Below are 25,822 nucleotides of genomic sequence, written 5' to 3'. Positions count from 1 at the left end.
GGCGGCGCCCTCTCTAATCAGGTCAGCGTGCGGCCGGACGCAGGTCCTGCGCCCGCGTCAGCTCGTCGTTGCGGGCAGTGAACTCGAAGCCGCGGCGCACCGCCCAGATGTTGGTCTGGATGTGCAGCGGGATGACGCCGACATCGGTCATGGCGATCCGCATGCCTTCGATCACCTGCTGCTCGCGCTTCGCCTCGTCCATCTCGCCCAGCGATTGCAGCAGCAGCGCATCCACCTGCGGGTTGGAGTAGCGCCCGCGGTTGGAGGAGCCCCAGCCGCGATCGCGGTTCACGGTGGCGAGGATGTTGCGCAGCGGGTGCGATCCGTCCGGGTTCGACCCCCAGCCGATCAGGAAGGCCGAGTATTCCTGGCGGCCGGCGCGGCCGACGAAGGTCGCCCAGGGTTGCGCCTCGACCGTCGTGCGGACGCCGATGCGCGTCCACATCTGGCCGATCGCCTGGATGATGCGCGAATCGTTGATGTAGCGGTCGTTCGGCCCATTCAGCTGGATGCGGAAGCCATTTGGATACCCGGCCTCGGCGAGCAGCCGCTTCGCGCCGTCCGGATCGTAGCTCGCCGCCGCCAGGTTGGCGACGTAGCCGAACACGCCCTCCGGCAGGAACTGGTTGGCCGGCACCGCCGCGCCTTCCATGATGCGCTCGACGATGGCGCGGCGGTCGATCGCCATGGACAACGCCCGGCGCACCCGCACGTCCTGCAGCGGATTCCGTCCGAGCGGCTTGCCGTCATTGTCGGTGACGAAGGGCGAGTTCTCATTCCCCGGCCGCAGGAAGTCGAGGCCGAGGAAGACCAGCCGCAGACCCACCGTCTCGGACAGACGCACGTTGTTGTTGCGGCGCAGATTGGCCAGGTCCGAGGTCGGCACCTGGTCGATCAGGTCCACATCGCCGGCCAGCAGCGCCGCGGTGCGTGCCGCGTCATTGGTGATCATGCGGTAGTTCACGCGCTGGAACGGCGCGCGCTCGCCCCAGTATTCGTTGAAGCGCTCGAATTCGATGCGATCGCCATTGCGATGGACAACGGCGCGATAGGAACCGGTGCCGACCGCCGCGCGCAGCGCGTTGAAGTCGTCGGTCGTCGCGTGCTCGGCCGTTTCCTTGTCGATGATGCGGACATTGGTCATGTCCAGCGGCAGCAGCGGATACGGCTCCGGCGTATGGAAACGGATGGTCAGCGGATCGACGATCTCGACGCGCGAGATCGGGCGGGAATACGCCGCGAAGGAGGACGGGCTGTTCGGCACATTCGGCAGGCGGGCCAGGGTGAAGGCCACATCCTCCGCCGTGAAGGCGTTGCCGTTGTGGAACCGCACATTCGGCCGCAGCTTGAACTCCCACACGGTCGGCTCGACGACGCGCCATTCCGTGGCGAGGCCCGGCACCATCCGCGCGCGCTCATCGGTATTCACCAGACGCTCGAAGATCGTGTCCGCGACCGCGTTGTTCGGCGACAGCTGATGGTAATGCGGGTCGAGCGACGTGACCGGCGCGCCGACGGCCATCGTCGCCGTCTGGGCCGACGCATGGCTGGCCAGCAGCGCGAAGGCTGCGGCGACGGTCGTGGTGACGGCCACACCCCGCCCCGAATTATGCCTCATTTTGTTTCCCCACATTTCGTCCCAGACGCCGTCTTGTAGCAGCCCGTTCAAGTCGCCGCTAGGCTACGGCCCGTAACGAACCACTGCCGGAGCAACCGACCATGATCCGCCCCACCCTGCGGCGCGCCGCCTTCGCGGCAGCCGTCACCCTCGTTGCCGCCGCGCCCGCTGCCGCGCAGCCGCTGACGATCGGCATCGGCGGGTCCCCCACCTCGCTCGATCCGCATTTCTACAACGCCTCGCCCAACATCAGCCTGACCCAGCATCTGTTCGACCGGCTGGTGGAACAGGATGCGCAGGCGCGCCTGCGCCCGATGCTCGCGGAATCCTGGCGCGCGGTGGAGCCGACCGTATGGGAGTTCAAGCTGCGCCCCGGCGTGAAGTGGCATGACGGACGCGACTTCACCGCTGACGACGTCGCCTTCACCATCGGGCGCGTGCCCACGGTGCGCAACAGCCCCGGCACCTTCGCCGGGCTGATCCGCGCCATCACCCGGGTGGAGGTGGTCGATCCGACGACGGTCCGCTTCCACACCGCGTCCCCCCACCCGCTGCTGCCGACCGAACTGGCCTCGATCCAGATCATCTCCCGCCACGCCGGCACGGACGCGGAGACCGAACAGTACAATTCCGGCCAGGCCGCGATCGGCACCGGGCCGTACCGCCTGGTCTCCTATCGGTCCGGCGACCGCACCGAGTTCGTGCGCAACGACGGCTACTGGGCCGGCCCGCAACCCTGGGCGCGCGTCTCCTACCGCTTCATCGCCAACGACACCTCCCGCACCGCGGCGCTGCTGGCGGGCGATGTGGACCTCATCGACCAGGTGCCGTCCTCGGACATTGCCCGGCTGCGGCGTGAGCCGCGCGTCAGCCTGTTCGATATCCAGGGCCTGCGGCTGATCTACCTGATCCCCGACTATTCCCGGACCGAGAACCCGCTGTGGGTGACCGACAACAACGGCCAGCCGCTGGCGCGCAACCCGTTCCACGATGTCCGGGTCCGCCGCGCCATGTCGATCGCGATCGACCGCGCCGGCCTCGCGGAGCGCGTGATGGAGGGCACGGCGCGCCCGACCGGCCAATGGCTGCCGGAAGGCGCCTTCGGCTTCAATTCGGACGTGCCCGTGCCGCCGCACGACCCGGAAGGCGCGCGGCGCCTGCTGGCCGAGGCCGGCTTCCCGCAGGGCTTCCGCATGACACTGTCCTGCCCCAACGACCGCTATCCCAACGACGCGCGGACCTGCCAGGCTGTCGCGCAGATGTGGGCGCGCATCGGCGTGCGCACGGAAGTGCAGGCGCTGCCTTGGTCCACCTTCTCCGCCCGCACCTCGCGGCAGGAGTTCAACATGCGCATGGGCGGGTGGGGCAGCGTGACCGGCGAGGCATCCTACATGCTGGTCAACATCTTCGGCACCTATGACCGCGAACGCCGGCGCGGCGCCTCGAACTCGTCCCGCTGGTCCAGCGCCGCGCTCGATTCGCTGACCGAGCGCGCGGCCGCGACGCTCGACGACACGCAGCGCGAGGCCATGCTGCGCGAGGCGGTGCGCATGGTCACCGTGGACGACCAGGCGATGATGCCGTTGTTCCAGCTCGTGAACTTCTGGGCCGCGCGGCGCGGCGTGGCCTATGAGGCGCGGATGGACGAACGCACCACGGCGATGTCGGCCAAGCCGGCGAACTGAGGCGCCGACCTCCGCGCGTGATGGAGAGGGGCCGAGCCCCTCTCCGATGCCCCCTCACGCCGACAGCTTCAGCCCGACGATCCCCGCCAGGATCAGCCCGACGCAGGCAAGCCGCATCGCCGTCGCGGCTTCCCCGAACAGCACGATGCCCAGCACCACCGTGCCCACCGTCCCGATCCCGGTCCAGATCGCGTAGGCGGTGCCCAGCGGCAGCGTGCGCAGCGCGAGCCCGAGCAGGAACAGGCTCACGATCATGCTCACGACGGTCAGTATGGTCGGCAACGGGCGCGTGAAGCCTTCCGTGTACTTCAGCCCGACCGCCCAGCCGATCTCCGACAATCCGGCGGCCAACAGATACAACCAACCCATCACAGGTCCCCTTTCGGTCCTGTGGCGGGGTCGTCCCCACCTGTTGAATGACGCGCCGGGGTCGTCCCCGGCGCCATTCGTCAGCCCTGTCGGGTCGCGACGAAGCGCTCCAGCCAGTGGATGGTGTATTCCCCGGACTGGAATTCCGGATCGTCCATCACCGCCTGGTGCAGCGGCAATGTAGTGCGGATTCCCGCGACGACCATCTCGTTCAGCGCGCGCCGCATCCGCGCGATGGCCTCGGGCCGCGACGGCGCATGCACCACCAGCTTGGCAACCAGGCTGTCGTAGTGCGGCGGCACCGTATAGCCCGAATACAGCGCGCTATCGACGCGGACGCCGAGCCCGCCCGGCGCGTGATAGGTGTTCACCCGGCCGGGGCTGGGCGCGAAGGTCTCGGGATCCTCGGCGGTGATGCGGCATTCGATCGCATGGCCGGCGAAGGCGACGTCCTTCTGGCCGTAGCCGAGCGGTTCGCCCGCGGCGATGCGGATCTGTTCCTTCACCAGGTCGATGCCGCAGACCATCTCGGTCACCGGATGTTCGACCTGCAGGCGGGTGTTCATCTCGATGAAGGCGAACTGCCCGTCCTGCCACAGGAATTCCAGCGTCCCGGCATTGCGGTAGCCCAGCTTCGCCAGCCCCGCCGTGACGCGGGCGCCGAGTGCCTCGCGATCCGCGGCGGAAAGGACCGGGCTGCCCGCTTCTTCCACCAGCTTCTGGTGCCGGCGCTGCAGGGAACAGTCGCGTTCCCCGAAATGCACGACATTGCCGTGGGTGTCGGCCAGCACCTGCAGCTCGATATGCCGCGGCCGGTCGAGATACTTCTCCATATAGACGCTGTCGTCGCCGAAGGCGGCCTTGGCCTCCGCGCGCGCGACGCGCCAGGCCTCCTCCAGCTCATCCGCGCTGCGCGCCACCTTCATCCCGCGCCCGCCACCGCCGGCGGCGGCCTTGATCAGCACGGGGTACTTGATCTGGTCTGCGACCGCGCGCGCTTCCTCCAGCGATTCCAGCGCGCCGGGCGAACCGGGGACCAGCGGCACGTCCAGCCGCCGCATGGCATCCTTCGCCGCGATCTTGTCGCCCATCATGCGGATGTGGTCGGGCGTCGGGCCGATGAACTTCAGCCCGTGCGCCTCGACCATTTCCGCAAAGCGCGCGTTCTCGGAAAGGAAGCCGTAGCCGGGATGCACCGCATCCGCGCCGGTAATCGTCGCGGCCGACAGGATGGCCGCGACGTTCAGATAGGAATCGCGCGCCGCAGGCGGCCCGATGCAGACACTCTCATCCGCAAGGCGCACATGCATCGCCGTCGCATCCGCCGTGGAATGCACGGCGACGGTGCGGATGCCCATCTCCTGACAGGCGCGGTGGACCCGCAGCGCAATCTCGCCGCGGTTCGCGATCAGAACTTTCCCGAACATGGCGGGACTATTCGATGATGATCAGCGGCTCGCCGTACTCGACCGGCATGCCGCTCTCGACCAGGATGCGCGTCACGGTGCCCGCGCGCGGCGCCTTGATCTGGTTGAAGGTCTTCATCGCCTCGATCAGCAGCAGCGTCTGGCCCTGCGAGACCTTGGCCCCGACCGTGACGAACTGCGCAGCACCCGGTTCCGGCGCCAAGTAGACGACGCCCACCATGGGGCTGACGACCGCGCCCGGATGGTCGGCATCGGCTGCCACGACCGGCGCGGGCCCCGCCGCGACGACCGGCGCGACCACCGGCGCCGCCCCGGCAACCGGCGCCACCACGGATGCGGCCACCAGCGCCTGCCGCACCACCCGCAGCCGGGCCTCGCCGTCCACCAGCTCGATCTCGGTCAGGTCCGTCTCACGCAGGATCTGCGCCAGTTCGCGAATCGCCGCCGCGTCGAATTCGATGAAGTTGCCCATCATTCCTCGTCCTGCTCGACCAGATCGGCCATGGCGCGCATGGCGAGCGCATAGCCCGCCACCCCCAGCCCGCAGATGACCCCGGTCGCCGCCTTGGAGATAAAGCTGTGATGCCGGAATTCCTCCCGGCGGTGGATATTCGTGATGTGCACCTCGATGACCGGCACGTCGACAGTCAGCAGCGCGTCCATCACGGCGATCGAGGTGGTGGTGTACCCGGCAGGATTGATGATGATCCCGGCTGCCCGGCCCCGGCATTCCTGCACCCAGGTCACCAGTTCCCCTTCGGAATTCGTCTGGCGGAAATCGATCGCCAGGCCGAACGCATCGGCCGTCTCGGCGCACAGCGCCTCGACGTCGTCCAGCGTGGCGGTGCCGTATTTCTCCGGCTCGCGCACGCCGAGCATGTTGAGGTTCGGGCCGTTCAGCACGACGATCAGGGGGGGTGTCACGGGCGATTCCGGCGGAAAACAGGGCGTGGTGGGCTAGCACGGGCGGTTTGGGGGGGGCAAGCGGCGGGGCACCCCTGCCATGCGGGCCACCCGGCTTGCCGCCGCCCCAACCCTTCGCCACATTCCGCCCCATCATGTCCAAGACGATTGCCATCACCGTAAACGGAGAGGCGCGGGAGATCGCCCCCGGCGAGTCCCTCGCCGCCCTGCTCCGCGCCATCGGCCTCGACACGCGCAAGGTCGCGGTCGAACGGAACGAGGAAATCGTGCCGCGCTCGACCTATCCCACGGTCGCGCTCGCCGCCGGCGATCGTCTGGAAATCGTGCACTTCATCGGCGGAGGCTGAGACCATGGACGGAACCCCCGCAGCGATGGGCGACGACAGCTGGGAGGTCGCAGGCCGCCGCTTCCGCTCCCGCCTCATCGTCGGCACCGGCCGCTACAAGTCGCTTGAGGAAACAGCCGCGGCGATCGCCGCCTCGGGCGCCGAGATCGTCACCGTGGCCGTGCGCCGGGTGAACCTCTCCGACCCCAACGCGCCGATGCTGCAGGATTTCGTCTCGCCCAAGGACTACACCTACCTGCCCAACACCGCCGGCTGTCACACGGCGAACGAGGCCGTGCGCACCCTGCGCCTGGCGCGCGAAGCCGGCGGCTGGAACCTCGTGAAGCTCGAGGTCCTCGGCCCGCCGCCGTATCTGTACCCCGACATGGAAGGCACCCTCGAAGCCGCCAAGGCTCTGATCTCCGATGGCTTCGAGGTGATGGTCTACTGCGCGGATGACCCGGTCGCAGCGAAGAAGCTCGAAGATCTCGGCTGCGTCGCCATCATGCCGCTCGGCGCGCCGATCGGGTCGGGGCTCGGGCTGACCAACCCCTTCATGATCCGCTCCATCAAGCAGAACGCGAAGGTGCCGGTGCTGGTGGATGCGGGCATCGGCACGGCGTCGGATGCGGCGAAGGCGATGGAACTGGGCTGCGACGCGGTGCTGCTGAACTCCGCCATCGCGCACGCGAAGGACCCGGTGCGGATGGCGGTCGCGATGAAGGCTGCGGTCGAGGCCGGTCGAGACGCGTTCCTCGCGGGCCGGATGCCGTGGAATTACCAGGCGGATGCGTCGAGCCCGATGACCGGGCTTATCCGCTAGAAGCTCAAGGTCGGGGGAGAGAACTCCCCCGAACCCCCTCCTTTTTCTGTCTGTTGGACGGGCGCGTGGCGTGGCGGGCGTGCACGATCGCCGCAGTATTGCTCGCGGAGCGGCGGCCTCTTAAAACGAAATCGCAACAAGTAGGGCGAGCCCAACATGCTGCGGCATTTCGACCATCTGACGATCGTCGTCCGGGATCTCCCGAAGGCGAAGGCCTTCTTCGTCGCGCTGGGCTTCAGCGAGGCCCAGGCCGTCGTCATCGAAGGCGAGCCCTTCGGCTCCTACATGGGTGTCCCCGGCATTAAGGCTGATCATGTAACGCTGGTGCTGGACGACGCCTCCCCGCGGACCGAGATTCAGCTCCTGCACTATTGGCACCCTGATCGCCTGCCCGACCCGCATATCCGCGACCTGAACAAGCTCGGCATGAACCACATCTGCTTCGCAGTGGACGACGTCGAGGCCGAAGTGGCCAAGCTCAAAGCGCTCGGCTTCCACACCCGCAACGAGATCATGGATTTCCATTCCAGGAAGCTGGTCTTCCTCGACGGACCAGAAGGCGTGACTGTCGAATTGGCCGAGTGGCACTAGGGGGCCGGAGCGGAAAGCCTCGCTCCGACTCAGCCTAGCAGCCCCCGCAGCTTCTCCGGATTCCGCACCACATACACGGCCCGGATCGCCCCAGCCTCAATCTCCAACGCCATCGTCTGCATCGACCCGTCCTCGAACCGCGTCACATAGCCGGGCAGGCCGTTAATCCACGCCATCTCGTGGTGGTGCCCGAGACGCCCCTTCCGCGCGAGGCCGGCAAAGAACCGGGCGATGCGGCTGGCCCCAAGCAACGGCCTGGTCGCCGCCCGCGCGACACCGCCGCCATCAGCTCGAAGCACGGCATCCTCAGCCAGCAGCCGCTGCAGCGCCTCGCCGTTTCCGGTCTCCATCGCCGATCGGAACGCGCCCGCGATGCGCCGCCCCTCCTCCGGCGTCACCGGGAAGCGCGGCCGCGCCTCCTGCACATGCGCCCGCGCCCGGGCCGCGAGCTGCCGCACCGCCGCCGGCGTCCGCCCCAGCGTCGTCGCCACCTCCTCGGACTTCCCGCCGAACACGTCGTGCAGCAGGAAGGCGGCGCGTTCCAGCGGCGACAGCCGTTCCAGCGCGAGCATCAGCGCGACCGACACCTCTTCCGCCGCCGCCTGGCCGGCGAGCGGATCGGTCTCCACCACCGGCTCCGGCAGCCACGGCCCGACATAGGTCTCGCGCCTGCGACGGGCGGATTTCAGCTCGTCCAGGCACAGCCGGGCGACGATGCGGCGCAGATAGCCCTCCGCATCGCCGACGCTCTCCCGGTCCGCCTCCGCCCAGCGCAGCCAGGCGGCCTGCACCACATCCTCGGCATCCGCCATGGAACCGAGGAAGCGGTACGCCAGCGCCCGCAGCCGCGGCCGGGCGGCGAGGAAGGCTTCCGCCCCAGCCGCGGCGCCCGACATCAGGCTGCCACCTTGCCGCCGCGCGCCGGCTCCGCCCGGAAGCCGACAGCGAAGCGGTTCCAGCCATTGATCGTCACGATCGCCAGCGTCAGCGCCACCTGCTCCTCCGCGCTGAACTCGGCCGCCATCGCCTCGAAGGCCGCATCCGGCGCGCCCGTCTCGGCGAGGCGCGTCAGAGCATCGACCCAGGCCAGCGCGGCACGCTCGCGCGGCGTGTAGCAGGTCGCTTCCTCCCAGGCGGCGAGCATGATCAGCCGCTCCTCAGTCTCGCCCGCCGCCCGCGCCTCGCGCGTGTGCATGTCCAGGCAGAAGGCGCAGCGGTTGATGATCGAGGCGCGGGTCTTCACCAGTTCCAGCAGGCTGTGCTCCAGGCCGTTGCTGCGGCTCGCCTTCTCGAGCGCCATCATGGCCTGCATCACCTTCGGCGCGGCGGTCCAATGGTTCAGTCGGGTGGTCATCGGTGCTTCTCCTGCATCCGGTTGGCTTCCGAAGACAGGACGAGGTAGCGCCCGCCGCTGTGACACGCCCCGGCGACTATTCCTGCGCGCCATCCCGCAGGGCACGGATCTCCGCCGCCACGACCTCGTCCGCCAGCGTCGCCACCCAGCGCGCCGGAACCTCGAGGGCCGCCGCCAGACGCGCCTTGTACTCCGCCTTGGGGATCTCGACCGTGCCGAAGCGCGCCAGATGCGCCGTCAGGAACTGCGTGTCGCAGAGCACGAAGCCGCACAGCCGCAGCCGCGCCACAAGATGCACCAGCGCGACCTTCGAGGCGTCCGTCACGCGGGAGAACATGCTTTCCCCGAAGAACGCCCCACCAAGCGCCACCCCGTACAGCCCGCCGACCAGCCGCCCGTCCAGCCAGGTCTCCACCGAATGGGCGAAGCCGCGCCGATGCAGTTCCACGAACAGCCGCTCGATCTCGTCGCTGATCCAGGTATCGCTCCGCCCCGGCGCCGGTTCGGCGCAGCCGCGGATCGCCCCGGCGAAGTCCTTGTCCGCCGTGACGGTGAAGCGGTCCGACAACGCCGTGCGCCGCAGCCGCCGCGACAGATGGAATCCGCCATCGAGCGGCAGCACCCCCCGCAGCGCCGGGTCCAGCCAATACATCCGGTCCGAGCCGCGGCTTTCCGCCATCGGGAATACGCCGGCGGCATAGGCGCGGATCACCAGGTCGGGCGTCACTTCAAGCTGCCGGCGGCTCATGGGCAAAGCCTGCACCAGCCGGCCGGCACCCGTCACGCCTCGTCGTCATCCGGCGGTGCGACAGGCACCATCGCGGTCTCCTTGGCCGTCAGCAGCGCGATGACGGTCTCCGTCCGCTCCACGCCGGCGCAGCGCCGGACCTCCTGCGCGACGAAGTCCTCCAGTTCCCGCAGCCCCGGCGCGCGCAGCTTCAGCATGTAGGACCACGGCCCGCTCACCGCGTGGCATTCCAGCACCTGCTCCAGCGGCAGGATCGATTCGCGGAACTTCTGGTCCAGCGCCCCCGCCCGCAGGGCGACGAACACCCAGGCCAGCAGCGGGCAGCCCACCGCCGCCGGATCAAGATCCGCCCGCCAGCCACGGATCGTGCCGCGTTCCTCCAGCCGTTTGACGCGTTCCGCCGTAGCGGAGACCGACAACCCCGCGACCTTCGCGAGCTCCGCCAGCCCCGCCGCACCATCGTGCTGCAGCGCGACCAAGATGTTCCGGTCTATGCTGTCCATGACCGCAGCCTATCCGGCGCCTGGACAAAACGGAACGAGGAATCGGGCGTCAGAGATGGAAAGCGCCTCCCCCTCATTCCAGACCACGCCCCACCGAAGGCCGGAGGGCCTTTGGAAACATCGCTTTGGCGAGGGGCCGGACGCAGGGAGGAAAGCGCCCTTGGGGCATCAGCCAGCGGGCGCGGCGCGACATGGTCACGGCCAGGCACCCAGGGCGAGCAACGCCCGGTACCGGGCTTCGAAGGCCCTTCGGCCTTCGGTGGGGCAGGCCCGGAGGGGGCAATGCCCCTCCGGCCACCGCCTCAGTTCGGCATTTCGAGGTCTTCGGACAGCACCACGATCTGCACGGCGTAGGACACCTCACCATCCTCGGCATCCCGATGGATGGTGCCGATGAACTCGTCGCCCACGCGCAGCTCCACGCTTGCGCCCTTGCGCTCCGGCGCCATCACGGCGATCCGGTTGTTGCCGAACAGGCGGCGGAGATGAGCTTGCACGGCAGCGCGTTCGGCCGGGGTCATGGCGGGGCCCTCATGTTGGAATGGCCGGCTGATAGACCCCGTGCGCCGCGGGTGCAAACCCCGTAGCATGTCCGCCCTTCATGGCCCTCCCTCCTGCCTTCCTTGACGAGCTTCGCGCCCGCACCCCCCTGCCTGGGCTGATCGGGCGCAAGACGCGGCTGGCGAAGTCCGGGCGGAACTGGAAGGGCTGCTGCCCCTTCCATGGGGAGAAGACGCCCTCATTCTACGTCTACGACGACCACTTCCACTGCTTCGGCTGCGGCGCGCATGGCGACGCCATCACCTTCATCATGCGCGCGGACGGTGCCTCATTCCCCGAAGCGGTCGAGCGGCTGGCGTCCGAGGCCGGGATGGACGTCCCCAAGCCCTCCGCTCAGGACGCGGCGCGGGACCGCCGCGTGCGGGACCTGCATGCGGTCATGGCCGTCGCCGCGGACGCCTATCACCGCCGCCTGTTCCTGCCGGAAGGCCGGCCGGCGCTGGATTACCTCCTGCGACGCGGGCTGACCGAGCGCACGATCCGCGACTTCGCCCTGGGCTGGGCGCCCGGCGGGCGCGGTGCGCTGGCCGCGGATCTGCGCGCCGAGGACATCACCGAGGCGCAGATGATCGAAGCCGGGCTGCTGCGCCGCGGCGAGGGTGGCGACCCGCCGCGCGACTTCTTCTTCGCCCGCGTGATGTTCCCGATCCGCGACCGCCGCGGCCGCGTCATCGCCTTCGGCGGCCGCATCCTGGGCGATGGCCAGCCGAAGTATGTGAACAGCCCGGAGACTCCGCTTTTCCGCAAGCGGATGGGACTCTACGGCCTGGATCTGGCGCGGGAGGGTGCGTTCCGCGGCGCCCCGGTCGTCGCCGTCGAGGGCTACATGGATGTCATCGCGCTGCACCAGGCGGGCTTCACCGGGGCGGTCGCGCCGCTCGGCACGGCGCTGACGGCCGAGCAGCTTGAGGAGCTGTGGCGCCTCAACCCCGAGCCCGTGCTCTGCTTCGACGGCGACGCCGCCGGTGCACGGGCGGCCGCACGCGCCGCCGAAGTGGCGCTGCCGCTCATCAGCAGCGAACGCAGCCTGCGCTTCGCGACCCTGCCCGCCGGGGATGACCCCGACACCCTTACGGCGAAGCGCGGCTCCGGCGCCTTCCAGGCCGTGCTGGACGCCGCACGCCCAATGGCCGAGGCACTGTACGGCCTGGTCGCGGAAGGCCGTCCCGCCGTGACGCCGGAACAGCGCGCCGCGCTGCGCCATCGCCTGACCGGCGCCGCCGGGGCCATCGCGGACAAGGCGCTGTCGGCCGAGTATCGCCGGGTGCTGCTGGATCGCTTCTTCGCGGCATCGCGCCGCCCGCAATCCGGCGGCCGCCCCCCGTCGCGCACCCTACCCCGCCCGGCCATCGCCGCCGGCCCCGTGCAGGCCGAACGGGCCCGCATGATGTTCGCCGTCATCCTCCGCCACCCCTGGCTTTTGCCTCAGGTGGAGGAGGCTGTGGGTCTGCTCGACCTGCCTCCAGGCCCCGCGACGCAACTGAGGGACGCGCTTCTCGCATCAACTGTTGCCGCGGAACCGCTTGACTCTGAGGGTCTGATCGCCCAACTCGCCCGATACGGCGTTGAAGATGCGGTGTCCTGGGCCCTTGCGCCCATCGGCCTGCCCCTTGCGGCGAGGGCCGAGGCCCTGCCCGGGGAGGTCGAGGAAGGCTTCTGGCACTTCTTCCTGCGCCTGCGCGGCGAGGCGGAATTGATCGAGGACCAGCAGGACGCCTTGAAGGCACTGGCCGAGACGAACGACCCCTCGGCGCAGCGGCGGCTCATCCTGGTGTCGGAGGCGCTCGATGCGCTCCGCCGCGGGGAAGGTGCCTCCGGGGCGTCCGGCGACGCCGCATAGGTTAGGGACTGAAATTTCTTCGGGCATCCGGCCCCCCGGATGCCCGAAACCGTTGGACGGAGCGGAACACGCATGGCGAGCAAGGCGGCGGCAGGGGCTGAGACGACCGAGACGCGTGACGAGCAGGTCGAGGGACTGCTGCTCGACACCCAGTCGGCGGCCGTGAAGAAGCTGATCGCCCGGGGCAAGGAGCGCGGCTACGTCACGGTGGACGAGCTCAATGCCGCCCTGCCCTCCGAACAGGTCTCCTCCGAGATGATCGAGGACACCATGGCGATGCTGAGCGAAGCCGGCATCAACGTGGTCGAGGCCGAGGAGAACGAGGACGGCGAGACGGTCGCCAAGCCCGCCGAGAAGAAGGACGGCGACGAGGAGGAGGAATCCGGCGGCAACGTCGATGAGGAATCCCTCGGCCGCACCGACGACCCCGTGCGCATGTACCTGCGCGAGATGGGCAGCGTCGAGTTGCTCTCCCGCGAGGGCGAGATCGCGATCGCGAAGCGCATCGAAGCCGGCCGCGACATGATGATCGGGGGCCTGTGCGAGAGCCCCCTCACCTTCCAGGCGATCCTGCGCTGGCATGAAGCGGTGAAGGCGACCCCGCCCCGCATGCTGCTGCGCGACGTCATCGACCTTGAAGCCACGCAATCCGCGGGCAACCCCGATGGCGGCCCCTCCGACGCCGCCAATGAGGAGGAGTTCGAGGAAGGCGAGGAAGGCGAGGGCATGGGCCTGTCCCTCTCCGCCCTGGAAGAGAAGCTGAAGCCCGAGGTCCTGGCGAATTTCGCCGAGATCGAGAGCCTTTACGGCAAGCTTCAGAAGCTGACCTCGAAGCGCATGGATGCCTACCATGCCGGTGAGGAGCTCGCCGGGCGTGGCGAGAAGAACTACGAGAAGCAGCGCCGCGACCTGATTACGCTGGTGGAGAAGGTGCATCTCCACAACAACCGCATCGAGGAACTGGTCGACCAGCTCAAGGGCCTGAACCGCAAGCTGACGGTGCTCGAAGGCCAGGTGCTCCGCCTTGCCGAGGCGCAGAAGGTGAAGCGCGAGGACTTCCTCCAGCATTGGCGCGGCGCCGAGCTGGATCCGGCCTGGCTGGAGCGCGTCGGCGCCCTGCCTGGCAAGGGCTGGAAGCTCTTCGTCGCCAAGTCGAGCGAGGAGGTGGAGGCCATCCGCGCCCGCATCGCCGAGGTCGCCAACCTGACCGGCATGCCGGTCAATGAATTCAAGCGCGTCTACGCCACGGTCAGCCGCGGCGAGCGCGACATGACCCAGGCGAAGAAGGAGATGATCGAGGCCAATCTCCGCCTCGTGATCTCCATCGCCAAGAAGTACACGAACCGCGGCCTGCAGTTCCTGGACCTGATCCAGGAGGGCAACATCGGCCTGATGAAGGCCGTGGATAAGTTCGAATACCGCCGCGGCTACAAGTTCAGCACCTACGCGACCTGGTGGATCCGCCAGGCGATCACGCGGTCCATCGCCGACCAGGCGCGGACCATCCGCATCCCGGTCCACATGATCGAGACGATCAACAAGCTGGTCCGCACCAGCCGGCAGATGCTGCACGAGATCGGCCGCGAGCCGCAGCCCGAGGAACTGGCCGAGAAGCTCGGCATGCCGCTCGAGAAGGTCCGCAAGGTCCTGAAGATCGCCAAGGAGCCGATCTCCCTCGAGACGCCGATCGGCGACGAGGAAGACAGCCACCTGGGCGACTTCATCGAGGACAAGGCCGCGGTCATCCCCCTGGATGCCGCGATCCAGTCCAATCTGCGCGAGGCGACCACCCGCGTCCTTGCCTCCCTCACCCCCCGCGAGGAACGCGTTCTCCGCATGCGCTTCGGCATCGGCATGAACACCGACCACACGCTGGAAGAGGTCGGCCAGCAGTTCAACGTGACGCGCGAGCGTATCCGCCAGATCGAGGCCAAGGCCCTGCGCAAGCTCAAGCACCCGTCCCGGTCGCGGAAGCTGCGGTCCTTCCTCGATAATTGAATACGGTCCGGGGCTTTCGCCCCGTTGACCGGCGCCGGTCCATTCCGCGAGATTTCGCGCCATACGAGGGGTGCGCGGCCATGGCGGCAACGATGAACGCGGTGCAGGAGGTGATGATCGACGTCACCTTCCTGCGCATGGAAGACCCGCCGTCCGATCCGCCACGTCCCTTGCCGCCGGACGTCCGGGTCGAACATGTGCGACACTGCTCGGTTCCCTATTACCGCTATCTTTACGACACGGTCGGGGAGCCCTGGCTGTGGTGGATGCGGCGCACGGCTTCCGACGCCGACCTCGCCGCCCTGCTGTCGCTGCCGGCGGTATCGATCCACGTGCTGATGAAGGATGGCGAGCCGGCCGGGTTCTACGAACTCGACCGGCGACACCCGCAGGCCGTCAACCTCGCCTATTTCGGGCTGATGCCCTGGGCGATCGGCACGGGCCTCGGCCGCGCCTTCCTGCGCCATGCGGTGGATACGGCGTGGGCCGGGGGAAAGCCGATGGTGACGGTCAACACCTGCACGGCAGACCATCCGCGCGCGCTGCCGTCCTACCTGGCCGTCGGCTTCCAGCGGCTGCGCACGGTGCGCGAGCTGTGGCCGGTCCCGACGCGCCTCGGGCTGAAGGTGCCGGCGCATCTGGCGCGGTAGCGGCGGTGTGACGCCCGCGCGCGATGGGTGACCGGAAAGGGGCGTCGCCCCTCTCCGGACCTCTCCCCAGCAAAGGCCGAAAGGCCTTTGCAAACCTCCACTTGGTGCCGGGCGTGACGGGCAGGAACGGCGCCGAAACCCACTTCTGTGCCTGAAACGCGCGTGGTTGTTGTGGCGTGTCCGGGCGTGGCGCCAACAAGTTCGGTCCAGGAGCTTCAAGCACCGGGGCACGCCATTGGCGTTGCAGACTTGGAGAGGGGCCGAGGCCCTCTCCAATTCCCCCTACGCTCCCACGTACTTGATCACGCACCCATAGGGCGGCGTGCTCGCGCGCGTCACCGCCCGTCCCTCCGCCACTTCGACGAAGGCGTTGCGGAAGAAGGGCTCGGCCGTCGCGACGTCGGCCGGGCGGGTCGAGCGGATCGAGTCGATCCCGCCCATGTAGCGCAGCATCCCATCCGCCGAGATGACGAACATGTGCGGGGTTACGGAGGCGCGATAGGCCCGTGCCGCCACCGAGGAATGGTCCAGCAGCACGGCGGCCGGTGCCGCATTGCGGCTGGCCGTCAGTTCCTTCGCCTGGGCGCCGGTGACGTAGCCCTGCTCCCCGGCGGGTGAGGAGGCGATGGTCAGCCACACGCCGCCGCGTTCGGCGACCAGCCGCTGCAGCCCCTGCATGTTGTTGCTGCCGTAGTGCTTCCGCACATAGGGGCATTCGTGGTTGGTCCATTCCAGGACCACCACCTTGCCGCGGAAATCCGACAGGCGACGGGTGTCGCCATCCTGGTCAGGCAGGCTGAAATCGGGCGCCGCGGCGCCGATCACTGGGTTGGCCGACGCCGCTCCCGGCGCAAGGGCGAGAAGACCGGCGGCGCCAAGCGCGCCGCGGCGGGTGATCATCGAGATCGTCATCAGCTGCTTCCCGTTGCGTTGATGGTTTCGCGGATGATCCCTTCAGTCAGGATCTGCGGCAGGATTCGCGGCGCACCGCCGCCCGCCGGGTAGAACAGGTACAGCGGCACGCCGTCCCGCTGGTGGGCGCGCAACACGGCGGTGATCGCCGGATCGCCGCGCGTCCAGTCGCCGGTCAGCAGGGCGATATTGCGGTCGGCGAAGATCTGCCGCGTGCCCTCGGTCGCGAGCGCCACGCGCTCATTGACCTTGCAGGTGATGCACCAGGCGGCGGTCATGTTGACGAAGACGGGGCGGCCCTCGGCGCGCAGCGCAGCGAGCCGTGCTTCGGACCATGGCTCCCCAGCTTCGACGGCAGCCTGGGCGGGCCGGGGCGCGGCGCTGAGCCCCGGCAGCAACGCCAGCGCGGCAACCACCGCCGCAGCCCCGGCAATGCGCCCGACGCGCCCGCCCGAACTCTGCGCGACGCCGATGGCCCAGGCCGCGAAGCCGATCAGCACGGCGCCGGCCAGCGCCGCCAGCACCGCCGGGGAGCCGGCCTGCTCGGACAGCACCCAGACCAGCCAGGCCGCGGCCCCGTACATCGGGAAGGCCAGGCCTTGCTTCAGCCTGTCCATCCATAGTCCCGGCCGGGGCAGCAGCCTCGCCAATCCGGGAGCGACGCCCAACGCCGCATAGGGCAGCGCCATGCCGAGCCCCATCGCCGCGAAAACCGCCAGCGCCTCGATTGCGCCCATGCCAAGCGCGGCGCCGATCGCCGCCGCCATGAAGGGCGCCGTGCAGGGCGTGGCGACCAGTACCGCGAGCATGCCGGTGAAGAAGGACCCCGCATGCCCGCCCTTGCCCGCCAGCGACCCGCCCGCCGACACAGGCCCACCGACGGCATAGACCCCCGACAGATTCAGCCCGACGGCCAGCATCAGCCAGGCCATGGCAGCGACGAAGACCGGCGAGGTGAACTGGAATCCCCACCCTGCAACCCCGCCCGCCGCCCGCAGCCCGACCAGCAGCCCGCCAAGCGCCAGGAACGAGAGCACCACGCCGGCCGTGTAGCTTGCCGCATGTGCCCGCACCCCGCCGCGCGCCGCCCCCGACAGCTTCGCCAGCGACACCGCCTTCATGGCGAGGATCGGGAAGACGCAGGGCATCAGGTTCAGGATGAGCCCGCCCAGCGCCGCGAAGGCCAGCGCCTGCCATAGCGGCAACCCTCTGGGCGCGGCGCCCGCCACAGGCACCGCCCCCGGCGCGGCCGCGACCAGATAGGCCCCGCGTACGCCCGCCGCGTCGGTGATGGCGATGACGCCGTCCACCTGGGCCGGCAGCGCCTCCGCTTGGCCGCGCGTCAGGCCGAGGCGCAAGGCGCCGTCCGTCACCGTCATCGGCTGCGGCGCGGCGTTGTCGATCACGCCCCAGGGCAGCGGAAAGAAGAAGGCGTCGCGCACAGAGCCAGGCGCGATGCCGGGACCGGCGACCTCGATCGCGCCGGCCTGACCTTCGAAGCCGAGCCGAGCGGTGAAGGGCGCGGCACGCGGCGCGGCCGCCTCGGCCGCCGCGAACAAAGCGCGCGTTTCGGGCGCCGCCGGCACCGCCGTTCCGGCCACCGGGATGTCCAGCCGGAACACGCCCTCCTCGGGGATGCAGACACGCTCGCAGACCAGCCAGTCGGCCTGCGCCTCGATCGGGAAGCTGCTGCCGGGGGCGGCATCGGCCGGCACATTGACCGGAATGGTGAAGACCGCCTCGCCCTCGTAACCGAAATTCATCAGCGGCCCAAAGGGGATGCGCTCCGGCGCCGGAAACTGCATCGCGCCGGCCGAGGCGCCCTCCGGCAGGGTCAGGCGCATCTCGGGTGGCTGCCCGGCGTCGCCCGGGTTGGTCCAGTAGGTATGCCAGCCTGGCGCCAGCCGCTGGCGCAGCGCGATGCGGAAGGACTGGCCCGGAGCGACGGCGTCATGGTCCGCAATGACCGTCACCGTCGCCCGGGGCGAGGTAACGGCGGGCGTTTCCAGCGCCCCCGCGGCAGGCGCCAGGGCCAAAGCGACGAGGAGGATCGTGAGCGCGCGCAACATGGACACAAAGAAAGGTAGCAGGCCGCAGTCCGCAAGCCTCGAATCCATGAATTGGCGGTGGCGCTACTCGATTGAGTTGCTTTCCCAGGCCGCGTCCCGAATGGCGGGGTAGCGGCGCAGTTCGTGCAGCACCGCATCCATCTCCCGCGGCGCCACCGAGGTACTCACCAGTTCGGCGACGATCTCGACCGCCTCCTCCCCGCGTTCGGTCACGTTGATGTCCGCGACCGGGAAGCGGGCCGCCTGCAGCCGCTCGATGACATGGCGACGGACGGTAGCCAGGTGGGCGGCGTCGGTCGTCACGCGGATCTCGTTCTGCGCCTCGGTCACCACCCGGTCGAGCGGCCGCCGTTCCACCCAGGTCACCACGGGCAGCAGCAGCGTGTTGCCCGCCAGGACGAAGACGGTGATCAGCACCGCCTCCACCACCAGGTCGGAGCCCGCAGCCGCGCCGATCGCCGCCGAGCACCACAGCGTCGCCGCCGTGTTCAGGCCGCGGACATTCATCCCCTCCTTCATGATGACGCCGGCGCCGAGGAAACCGATGCCCGAGACGACATAGGAGATGACGCGCACGGCTTCCGCGTCACCAGCCAGGCGTTGGGCGATGTCGACAAAGGCCGCGGCCCCTACCGCGACCAGCGTGTTCGTCCGCAGCCCGGCACTACGCTGACGGATCTGGCGTTCGACGCCGACCAACGTGCCGAGCACGAACGCGACGAACAGGCTGAAGGCGCTATCGAGCAGCGCCATCGGTTGGATGGTGGCGAGGAAGTGCAAGGGCGGCGACTCGGGAGGATGCGTGGGAGCCCGGATGCTAGAGCATGCGGCGTTCGCTTGCGCTCCCGCCACCTGTTCCGGCCTTCCGTTTGGCGAACATCGTCATGCGCCCGGATGATGCCATCTGAATGCGACGCGCCCTAGCAGGGCCGCGCTAACGCGGGCCGCTGTCCAAAAAGAATCACGAAGGCCGCGCTGAACGGCTTCACGGCACTGTCGCGACGACGGCCAGGCGTCATGAACGTTCCGTTATCCTCATGCTACTCGACAGCCGCGAGGCCGGCATCCGGCCCGTCGCGGATGCAGGCAGCCAGGATCCCAGCCACCTCGCCCGCTTCCCCGAGAAGGAGAGGAACGCGAATGCGTGGAATGATGTCCCGAACGGCGGCGATGGCCGCCATCGTCCTGCTGGCGGCAGCCTGCGGCGGAGACGAGGCGCCCTCAGGCGAGTACGGCCGCACCGAAGCCGGCCAGTGGTTCACCATCCTGAACTTCCGCTCTGGCAACCAGGTGACGCTGACGATGATCGGCAGCTCGGACGCCATCAACGGCACCTTTCGGCACGAGGGCGATACCGTGGCGGTGACTGCCGCCGGCGACAGCCGGACGCTCCGCATCGACGGCAATGGCTGCCTGGACGGCGGGCCGGGGAACGCCCTCTTCTCCGGCGTGATCTGCAAGAAACGCTGAGGCGTGCAGGCGGAGAGGGGCAAACAGCCCCTCTCCCACGCGCGCTGTACTTTCAGCTATGCGCCAGCATCGCCAGCAGCAGCAGGGCGACGATGTTGGTGATCTTGATCATCGGGTTCACCGCCGGCCCGGCGGTGTCCTTGTACGGGTCGCCCACCGTATCGCCGGTGACCGCCGCCTTGTGGGCGTCCGATCCCTTGCCGCCATGGTGGCCGTCCTCGATGTACTTCTTGGCGTTGTCCCAGGCGCCGCCGCCGGTGGTCATCGAGACCGCGACGAAGAAGCCGTTGACGATGACGCCGAGCAGCATCGCGCCGAGTGCCGCGAAGGCCTGCGCCTTCCCGGCGATCGCCTGGATGCCGAAGTAGATCACCAGCGGCGAGAGCACCGGCAGCAGCGAGGGGATGATCATCTCCTTGATCGCCGCCTTGGTCAGCATGTCCACCGCGCGGCCGTAATCCGGCTTCTCGGTGCCCTGCATGATGCCCGGCTTCTCACGGAATTGGCGCCGCACCTCCTCGACCACCGACATCGCCGCTCGGCCGACCGCCGTCATCGCCATGCCGCCGAACAGGTACGGCAGCAGGCCACCGAACAGCAGCCCGACGACGACGTAGGGATTGGCCAGCGAGAAGTCGATCGCCGTGATGCCCGCGAAATACGGGTACTGCGTCGAATTCCCGATGAAGTAGGCCAGGTCCTGCGTATAGGCCGCGAACAGCACCACCGCGCCGAGCGCGGCCGAGCCGATCGCGTACCCCTTCGTCACCGCCTTGGTGGTGTTGCCCACCGCGTCGAGCGCGTCGGTGGTCTGGCGGATTTCCTTCGGCAGCCCGGCCATTTCCGCGATGCCGCCGGCATTGTCGGTGACGGGGCCGAAGGCATCGAGCGCAACCACCATGCCGGCCAGGGCCAGCATCGTCGTGACCGCGATGGCGATGCCATAGAGGCCGGCAAGCCCATAGGCCACCAGGATGCCGAAGATGATCACCAGCGCCGGCAGCGCGGTGGATTCCATCGAGACGGCCAAGCCGCGGATGACATTGGTGCCGTGGCCGGTCACCGAGCTTTCCGCGATCGCCTTCACGGGCCGGAAGTTGGTGCCCGTGTAGTACTCGGTGATCCAGATGATGAGCCCCGTCACTGCCAGGCCGACGACCCCGCACAGGAACAGGTCCATGGCGCCGAAGGTGGCGCCGGCCGCCGTCATCATACCGGAACCGAAGACCAGGTAGGTCAGCGGCAGCAGCGCGATCAGCGAGAGCACGCCGGTCACCGCGAAGCCGCGATACATCGCCCCCATGATCGAGTTGTTCGACGGCAACTTCACGAAGTAGGTGCCGGCGATCGAGGTGACGACGCAGACCGCGCCGATCGCGAGCGGATAGACCATGCCGGCACGCAGGAACTCCGACCCGGCGAAGGCGATGGCTGCCAGGACCATGGTCGCAACCATGGTCACGGCATAGGTCTCGAACAGGTCGGCCGCCATGCCGGCGCAGTCGCCGACATTGTCGCCGACATTGTCTGCGATGGTCGCCGGGTTGCGGGGGTCGTCCTCGGGGATGCCGGCCTCGACCTTGCCGACCATGTCGCCGCCGACATCCGCACCCTTGGTGAAGATGCCGCCGCCCAGCCGCGCGAAGATGGAGATCAACGAGGCGCCGAAGCCAAGGGCCACCAGCGCATCGATCACCAGTCGCGAATTCGGGGCATTGCCGCCGATGCTCACCAGCAGGAAGAAGTAGACGGCGACGCCCAGCAGCGCGAGGCCAGCCACGAGCATCCCGGTGATCGCGCCCGACTTGAAAGCGACATCGAGGCCACCGGCGAGCGAGCCAATCGCCGCCTGCGCCGTGCGAAGATTGGCCCGCACCGAGACGTTCATGCCGATGAAGCCGGCCACGCCCGACAGCACCGCGCCCAGCAGGAAGCCGATCGCGACGGTAATGCCGAGCCGCCAGGCGACCAGCACGAACAGCACGACGCCCACGATGGCGATGGTGGTGTATTGCCGCTTCAGATACGCGCTAGCGCCTTCCTGGATCGCCTTCGCGATCTCCTGCATGCGCTCATTGCCCGGGTCGCGGGACAGGACATCCTTCGCGGTGATCATGCCATAGGCGATGGACAACGCCCCGAGCGCGATCACGAGGATCAGCCAAACGGTCAACAAATTGCGGACTCCCCCTGGTCATTGCGCGGCCGGCAGCCGCTCCGGGCCCGTCTTATGCAGGCCGGAACGAAGGCTAGAGGGGGAATGGGAGACGGCGCAACGGCGCGCGATTATGCTGGCGCACCGCCGTCTCACCGCGCTATAGGAAAATTATCAAGAGCCAGAATAGGGCCCGAAGGCAAAGGCGCCACGGGTAGCGTGCCTCCCGCCTCGGCAAGCCCCCTCGCTCCTTCGGCCCGTATCAGGTGCCAAGCGTCCCGGCGTCACCTTGAAACGGCTTAGGCAATCCAAAGCCGAATGGCCTGCGCAAACCCCAATCTTCTACTGCCCCGTTCTACGGTAGCCGCACCTCCCGCAGAGGGCTGACCCTTGGCCCGGCGCCAAAAGATTGCGGTCCAGGATGCCCAGCATCCTGGCGGGGTGGTTCGGAGGGGCGGCGCCCCTCCGATACAACCGCCGACGTGCAGACCCGCGCGCGCCTTCCTCACCGACGGACCACCCCCATCCTGGCGCCGAAAGTTGCGGTTCCTGGTGCCGGCGAGCCGACCCGGAGGGCGGCGCCGCCCCTCGCGACGGTAGCGGCGGCGACCCGCCGCAAAATAAGGGGATAAAAGCCTAAAAACTTAAAGCGACCACAACCGTAGGGTGTGTCACGACCGCCACCTACTTCTTCGCGCGTTCGATCGCTTCCACGATCAGCCGCTTCGCCTCCTCCGCGCCGCCCCAGCCCAGCACCTTCACCCACTTGCCGGGTTCCAGGTCCTTGTAGTGCTCGAAGAAGTGCTGGATCTGCTCGAGCGTGATGCGCGGCAGGTCGGTATGCGTCTCCACATGGGCATAGCGCTGCGTCAGCTTCGGGGACGGCACGGCGATGATCTTCTCGTCCCCACCGCCGTCATCCTCCATGCGCAGCACGCCCACGGGCCGGACGTTGATGACCGCGCCGGGAATGATCGGGCGGGTGTTGGCCACCAGCACGTCGATCGGGTCGCCGTCCTCGGACAGCGTATGCGGGACGAAGCCGTAATTCCCCGGATAGCGCATCGGCGTGTAGAGGAAGCGGTCGACGAACAACGTCCCGGCCTCCTTGTCCATCTCGTACTTGATGGGTTCGCCGCCGACCGGCACCTCGATGATGACGTTGACGTCGTCAGGGGGGTTCTTTCCGATCGAAATGGCGTCGATACGCATGGAATGATTCTCCGGGACAGTCGCGGCGGGCTGGTAGCAGACCCGGGCGGCGCGGCCAATCGCAGTGCAACATGACCTTGCACGACAGGGCGGTGGCGGCGAGGCTGGATTCATGACCGAACGCAACGACTTCGCCACCGAAGCCGCCGCCCGCGCGCCGGAGGTGGTGGCCATCGCCCGCCGCCTGATGGCCGTCCCCTCAGCCAATCCGCCCGGCGACGTGAGGGCATGCGCCGAGGAAGCGGCCGCCCTCGTTCAGGAACTCGCCCCGGAAGCCGAGGTCACGCTGCACGCCACCTCGGCCGAGGTAACGAACCTGGTCGCCCGCATCGCCGGCGCCGAACCGGGACGGCTGCTGGCCTTCAACGGCCACCTCGACACCTACCCGGTGAATGAGGCGCTGCCCTGGACGGTGGACCCGCTGCACGGGGAGGTGCGCGACGGCCGCCTCTACGGCCGCGGCGCGGCGGACATGAAAGGCGGCATCGCGGCCTCGATCCTCGCCTTCGCCCTGCTGGCGCGGCATCGCCACGCCTGGCGGGGGGAGGTCGTGCTGACACTGGCCGGCGACGAGGAAAGCATGGGCCCGCTCGGCACCAAATGGCTGCTCGACAACGTGCCTGGGCTCGCGGCTGCCGGGGCGGTGATCATCGGCGACGCCGGCAGCCCCCGCGTGCTGCGCTTCGGGGAGAAGGGCTTCCTCTGGATCGAAGTCGAGGCCGTCGGCACCGCCGCCCATGGCGCGCATGTCCATCTGGGCGAGAATGCGGTGGACCGGCTGCGCGTGGCGCTCGACGCCGTGGTGCGCCTGCGCGACCTGCCGGTGGACGCGCCAGCCGGGGTCACCGCGGCGATCGCGGCGGCGAAGCCGGTCAGCGAACCGCTCGCCGGCGTGGGGGAAGCCTACGTCCTCGGCAACGTCACGGTGAATGTCGGGCAGGTGGTGGGCGGCACGGCGCCGAACCTAGTCCCGGCCTCGGCCCAGGCGGCCTGCGACATCCGCCTGCCGGTCGGCATCACCTGCGCGGATGCCGAGGCGGCGCTCGCCCGCGGCCTGGACGAGCTGCCCGGTATCGCCTGGCGGGTGCTGCGCCGCTTCGAGCCGAACCACACCGACCCCGCCGCCGCCATCGTCCGCGTCACCCACGCGGCGGCCGAGGAAGTGCTCGGCGCGGAGGTCGCGGTGAACATGCGGGTGGGCGGGTCGGATGCACGGTGGTTCCGCATGGCCGGGTTGCCGACCGTCGTCTACGGACCGACGCCGCACAACATGGGCGGCGCCGACGAGTGGGCCGACGTCGCCGAGCTCGAGGCGGTCGCGCGCGTTCACGCCCTGGCGGCCTTCGACTTCCTGTCCGGCTGAGGTCAATCCCGTCCCGCGCCGACCACCCTCCCTCGGGATGACCGGTGCATTCCGGCTGAAGCTGTGCAGCCTGCCGAGGGATGCGTGCTCGCGCAGGTCTTGCCGCCAGCCATCGTCCGCGGTTTGGCAATCGGTTCATCGACGGCCTTTCGGCTTCGCGACACGCAGCGCGATCATCGGGCCGTGCCGGCGCGACCGCCATGCTTGCGACAGGGGTTTGATTTCCCACGCCGCTGCGGGCAATCAGGGGGCATCGTGGGCCTGTAGCTCAATGGTCAGAGCGGACCGCTCATAACGGTTTGGTTGCAGGTTCGAGTCCTGCCGGGCCCATGAATTCCACCCGCCAAGGCAGGTGAAAGTCATCCGCCGGACGCAAGGCGACAAAGCCGGCAGGGAGGCGCCCTCCCCGCGGGCGTACCGCGCGAGCGAGGGAAATTCCGGCGCACCTTCCCTCCGGCACCCTCCCCAGCCCCGCGCCGCTGGGCTAGACCACGCCGCGTGACCCCGACACGCTTCTTCCTCGTCCGCCATGCGCTGGTGGAGCCCTCCGCCCGCGCCGTGCTCTACGGTTCGATGGACGTCGCGCTGTGCGACCTCGCGCTGCAGCAGGAGGCAGCGTCGTATCGCTGGCTCGCGCATCGCCTGCCGCAGCCGGCACGGTGGTTCGTCACAACGCTTTCCCGCACCCGCTTCACCGCCGCGGCGATCTTCGCAGCCGGCTACCCGGAAGCGGAACTGGAGGCGGAGCCCGACCTGGTCGAGCAGCATCTCGGCGACTGGCAAGGCATTCCGCATGAGGCATTGCCCGCCCTGCTGACCCACCCGGCGCATCCGTTCTGGCCGCATGGCGGGGAGGAACACCCCCCCGGCGGCGAATCATTCCGCGAGGTGCAGGCGCGCGTCGCCGCCGTGATGGAGCGCATGGCGACGTTGCTCGAAGGGCAGGATGTGGTGATCGTCGCCCATGGCGGGTCGATCCGCGCTGCGCTGGCCCACGCCATGGGGCTGACGCCGGACCAGGCATTTGTCTTCAGCATCAAGAACCTGTCGCTCACCCGGATCGAGAAGCACGGCCCGGCATGGCGCGTCGCCGCGGTCAACGAGGAACCCTGGACGCCGCCTGCGCAGGGCAGCTAGCGGCGCCATCACGCCTGCGACATCGCGAAACCTTTGTCTTGCCCCCAAAGGCGCGTTAGAACAGCGTCGCATCAAGGACTTGGGGGG

General features: G+C 68.9%; 25 protein-coding genes and 1 tRNA gene. 11 read left to right on the top strand and 15 right to left on the bottom strand.

Features of this window, described 5'->3' with window-relative positions; all coding sequences use genetic code 11:
* Positions 1-22: 22 nt before the first annotated feature.
* Positions 23-1,618 (bottom strand): ABC transporter substrate-binding protein, encoded by a 1,596-nt coding sequence (locus GXW78_RS02260; RefSeq protein ID WP_211865674.1) that lies wholly within the window; start codon positions 1,616-1,618, stop codon positions 23-25.
* A gap of 101 nt (positions 1,619-1,719) precedes the next feature.
* Here GXW78_RS02260 and GXW78_RS02255 point away from each other — a divergent pair, with 101 nt between their 5' ends.
* Complete coding sequence (locus tag GXW78_RS02255) at positions 1,720-3,303, top strand: ABC transporter substrate-binding protein (RefSeq protein WP_211865672.1); 1,584 nt, start codon at positions 1,720-1,722, stop codon at positions 3,301-3,303.
* A 54-nt stretch (positions 3,304-3,357) separates the two neighbouring features.
* Here GXW78_RS02255 and sugE read toward each other — a convergent pair whose 3' ends face one another.
* The 4 genes from sugE to aroQ all read right to left on the bottom strand — a co-directional run bounded on the left by sugE (position 3,358) and on the right by aroQ (position 6,023).
* Entirely contained in the window at positions 3,358-3,672 is a 315-nt protein-coding gene (sugE, locus tag GXW78_RS02250; protein WP_211865670.1) for a quaternary ammonium compound efflux SMR transporter SugE, read from the bottom strand.
* A gap of 80 nt (positions 3,673-3,752) precedes the next feature.
* Positions 3,753-5,099, bottom strand: a complete 1,347-nt coding sequence (gene accC / locus GXW78_RS02245) for an acetyl-CoA carboxylase biotin carboxylase subunit (protein ID WP_211865668.1) — start codon at positions 5,097-5,099, stop codon at positions 3,753-3,755.
* Between the two features lie 7 nt (positions 5,100-5,106).
* Entirely contained in the window at positions 5,107-5,574 is a 468-nt protein-coding gene (gene accB, locus GXW78_RS02240; RefSeq protein WP_456307068.1) for an acetyl-CoA carboxylase biotin carboxyl carrier protein, read from the bottom strand.
* Positions 5,571-6,023: a type II 3-dehydroquinate dehydratase gene (gene aroQ, locus GXW78_RS02235; RefSeq protein ID WP_211865666.1), complete on the bottom strand. Its 453-nt coding sequence runs from the start codon at positions 6,021-6,023 to the stop codon at positions 5,571-5,573. The genes accB and aroQ overlap by 4 nt, the downstream gene beginning before the upstream one ends.
* 134 nt (positions 6,024-6,157) lie before the next feature.
* Here aroQ and thiS point away from each other — a divergent pair, with 134 nt between their 5' ends.
* The 3 genes from thiS to GXW78_RS02220 all read left to right on the top strand — a co-directional run bounded on the left by thiS (position 6,158) and on the right by GXW78_RS02220 (position 7,763).
* Positions 6,158-6,370: a sulfur carrier protein ThiS gene (gene thiS, locus GXW78_RS02230; protein ID WP_211865664.1), complete on the top strand. Its 213-nt coding sequence runs from the start codon at positions 6,158-6,160 to the stop codon at positions 6,368-6,370.
* Positions 6,371-6,374: 4 nt separating this feature from the next.
* Entirely contained in the window at positions 6,375-7,172 is a 798-nt protein-coding gene (locus GXW78_RS02225) for a thiazole synthase (protein WP_211865662.1), read from the top strand.
* Between the two features lie 156 nt (positions 7,173-7,328).
* Positions 7,329-7,763, top strand: coding sequence for a VOC family protein (locus GXW78_RS02220; RefSeq protein WP_211865659.1), 435 nt, complete (start codon positions 7,329-7,331; stop codon positions 7,761-7,763).
* Between the two features lie 29 nt (positions 7,764-7,792).
* On the opposite strand, the gene GXW78_RS02215 is transcribed toward GXW78_RS02220, so the two are convergent.
* From GXW78_RS02215 to GXW78_RS02195, 5 genes are all read right to left on the bottom strand, one after another.
* On the bottom strand, positions 7,793-8,659 hold the full coding sequence (locus GXW78_RS02215) for a sigma-70 family RNA polymerase sigma factor (RefSeq protein ID WP_211865658.1): 867 nt from the start codon (positions 8,657-8,659) through the stop codon (positions 7,793-7,795).
* Positions 8,659-9,117, bottom strand: a complete 459-nt coding sequence (locus GXW78_RS02210; protein ID WP_211865656.1) for a carboxymuconolactone decarboxylase family protein — start codon at positions 9,115-9,117, stop codon at positions 8,659-8,661. Before GXW78_RS02210 ends, GXW78_RS02215 begins: the two co-directional genes overlap by 1 nt.
* Before the next feature lie 76 nt (positions 9,118-9,193).
* Positions 9,194-9,865: a leucyl/phenylalanyl-tRNA--protein transferase gene (aat, locus tag GXW78_RS02205; protein WP_211865654.1), complete on the bottom strand. Its 672-nt coding sequence runs from the start codon at positions 9,863-9,865 to the stop codon at positions 9,194-9,196.
* 32 nt (positions 9,866-9,897) lie between these two features.
* The gene (locus GXW78_RS02200) at positions 9,898-10,368 is read right to left on the bottom strand and encodes an Lrp/AsnC family transcriptional regulator (protein ID WP_211865652.1); all 471 of its coding nucleotides are present in this window, start codon (positions 10,366-10,368) and stop codon (positions 9,898-9,900) included.
* Between the two features lie 302 nt (positions 10,369-10,670).
* Entirely contained in the window at positions 10,671-10,889 is a 219-nt protein-coding gene (locus tag GXW78_RS02195; protein WP_188965867.1) for a DUF3126 family protein, read from the bottom strand.
* An 80-nt stretch (positions 10,890-10,969) separates the two neighbouring features.
* Between GXW78_RS02195 and dnaG the strand changes: the two genes are divergently transcribed.
* The 3 genes from dnaG (at position 10,970) to GXW78_RS02180 (ending at position 15,417) form a co-directional block, all read left to right on the top strand.
* Positions 10,970-12,769: a DNA primase gene (gene dnaG, locus GXW78_RS02190; RefSeq protein WP_211865650.1), complete on the top strand. Its 1,800-nt coding sequence runs from the start codon at positions 10,970-10,972 to the stop codon at positions 12,767-12,769.
* A gap of 72 nt (positions 12,770-12,841) precedes the next feature.
* Positions 12,842-14,767 carry an RNA polymerase sigma factor RpoD gene (rpoD, locus tag GXW78_RS02185; protein ID WP_211865648.1) on the top strand — a complete coding sequence of 642 codons (1,926 nt, stop codon included), beginning with the start codon at positions 12,842-12,844 and terminating at the stop codon, positions 14,765-14,767.
* Positions 14,768-14,847: 80 nt separating this feature from the next.
* Positions 14,848-15,417 (top strand): GNAT family N-acetyltransferase, encoded by a 570-nt coding sequence (locus GXW78_RS02180; protein WP_246521773.1) that lies wholly within the window; start codon positions 14,848-14,850, stop codon positions 15,415-15,417.
* 282 nt (positions 15,418-15,699) lie between these two features.
* On the opposite strand, the gene GXW78_RS02175 is transcribed toward GXW78_RS02180, so the two are convergent.
* From GXW78_RS02175 to GXW78_RS02165, 3 genes are all read right to left on the bottom strand, one after another.
* A complete protein-coding gene (locus GXW78_RS02175; RefSeq protein WP_211865646.1) occupies positions 15,700-16,329 on the bottom strand; it encodes a redoxin domain-containing protein in 630 nt (209 codons plus the stop codon).
* A complete protein-coding gene (locus GXW78_RS02170; RefSeq protein ID WP_246521772.1) occupies positions 16,329-18,398 on the bottom strand; it encodes a protein-disulfide reductase DsbD family protein in 2,070 nt (689 codons plus the stop codon). The genes GXW78_RS02175 and GXW78_RS02170 overlap by 1 nt, the downstream gene beginning before the upstream one ends.
* A 63-nt stretch (positions 18,399-18,461) precedes the next feature.
* Complete coding sequence (locus GXW78_RS02165) at positions 18,462-19,151, bottom strand: MgtC/SapB family protein (protein ID WP_211865644.1); 690 nt, start codon at positions 19,149-19,151, stop codon at positions 18,462-18,464.
* Positions 19,152-19,568: 417 nt separating this feature from the next.
* Here GXW78_RS02165 and GXW78_RS02160 point away from each other — a divergent pair, with 417 nt between their 5' ends.
* A complete protein-coding gene (locus GXW78_RS02160) occupies positions 19,569-19,868 on the top strand; it encodes a hypothetical protein (protein ID WP_211865643.1) in 300 nt (99 codons plus the stop codon).
* A 52-nt stretch (positions 19,869-19,920) separates the two neighbouring features.
* Here GXW78_RS02160 and GXW78_RS02155 read toward each other — a convergent pair whose 3' ends face one another.
* Entirely contained in the window at positions 19,921-22,041 is a 2,121-nt protein-coding gene (locus GXW78_RS02155; protein WP_211865642.1) for a sodium-translocating pyrophosphatase, read from the bottom strand.
* 666 nt (positions 22,042-22,707) lie between these two features.
* Positions 22,708-23,235 (bottom strand): inorganic diphosphatase, encoded by a 528-nt coding sequence (ppa, locus tag GXW78_RS02150; protein WP_211865641.1) that lies wholly within the window; start codon positions 23,233-23,235, stop codon positions 22,708-22,710.
* A gap of 112 nt (positions 23,236-23,347) precedes the next feature.
* Here ppa and GXW78_RS02145 point away from each other — a divergent pair, with 112 nt between their 5' ends.
* The 3 genes from GXW78_RS02145 (at position 23,348) to GXW78_RS02135 (ending at position 25,735) form a co-directional block, all read left to right on the top strand.
* Entirely contained in the window at positions 23,348-24,598 is a 1,251-nt protein-coding gene (locus GXW78_RS02145; protein ID WP_211865640.1) for a M20/M25/M40 family metallo-hydrolase, read from the top strand.
* A 257-nt stretch (positions 24,599-24,855) separates the two neighbouring features.
* Positions 24,856-24,928, top strand: a tRNA-Ile gene (locus GXW78_RS02140).
* Positions 24,929-25,096: 168 nt separating this feature from the next.
* Positions 25,097-25,735, top strand: a complete 639-nt coding sequence (locus tag GXW78_RS02135) for a histidine phosphatase family protein (RefSeq protein ID WP_211865638.1) — start codon at positions 25,097-25,099, stop codon at positions 25,733-25,735.
* Positions 25,736-25,822: the final 87 nt, after the last annotated feature.

Origin of the sequence: Neoroseomonas terrae (assembly GCF_018129025.1) — a bacterium.
In the GTDB taxonomy this organism is placed as follows: Bacteria; Pseudomonadota; Alphaproteobacteria; order Acetobacterales; family Acetobacteraceae; genus Neoroseomonas; species Neoroseomonas terrae.
This window is presented reverse-complemented; position numbering and strand designations above follow the sequence as displayed.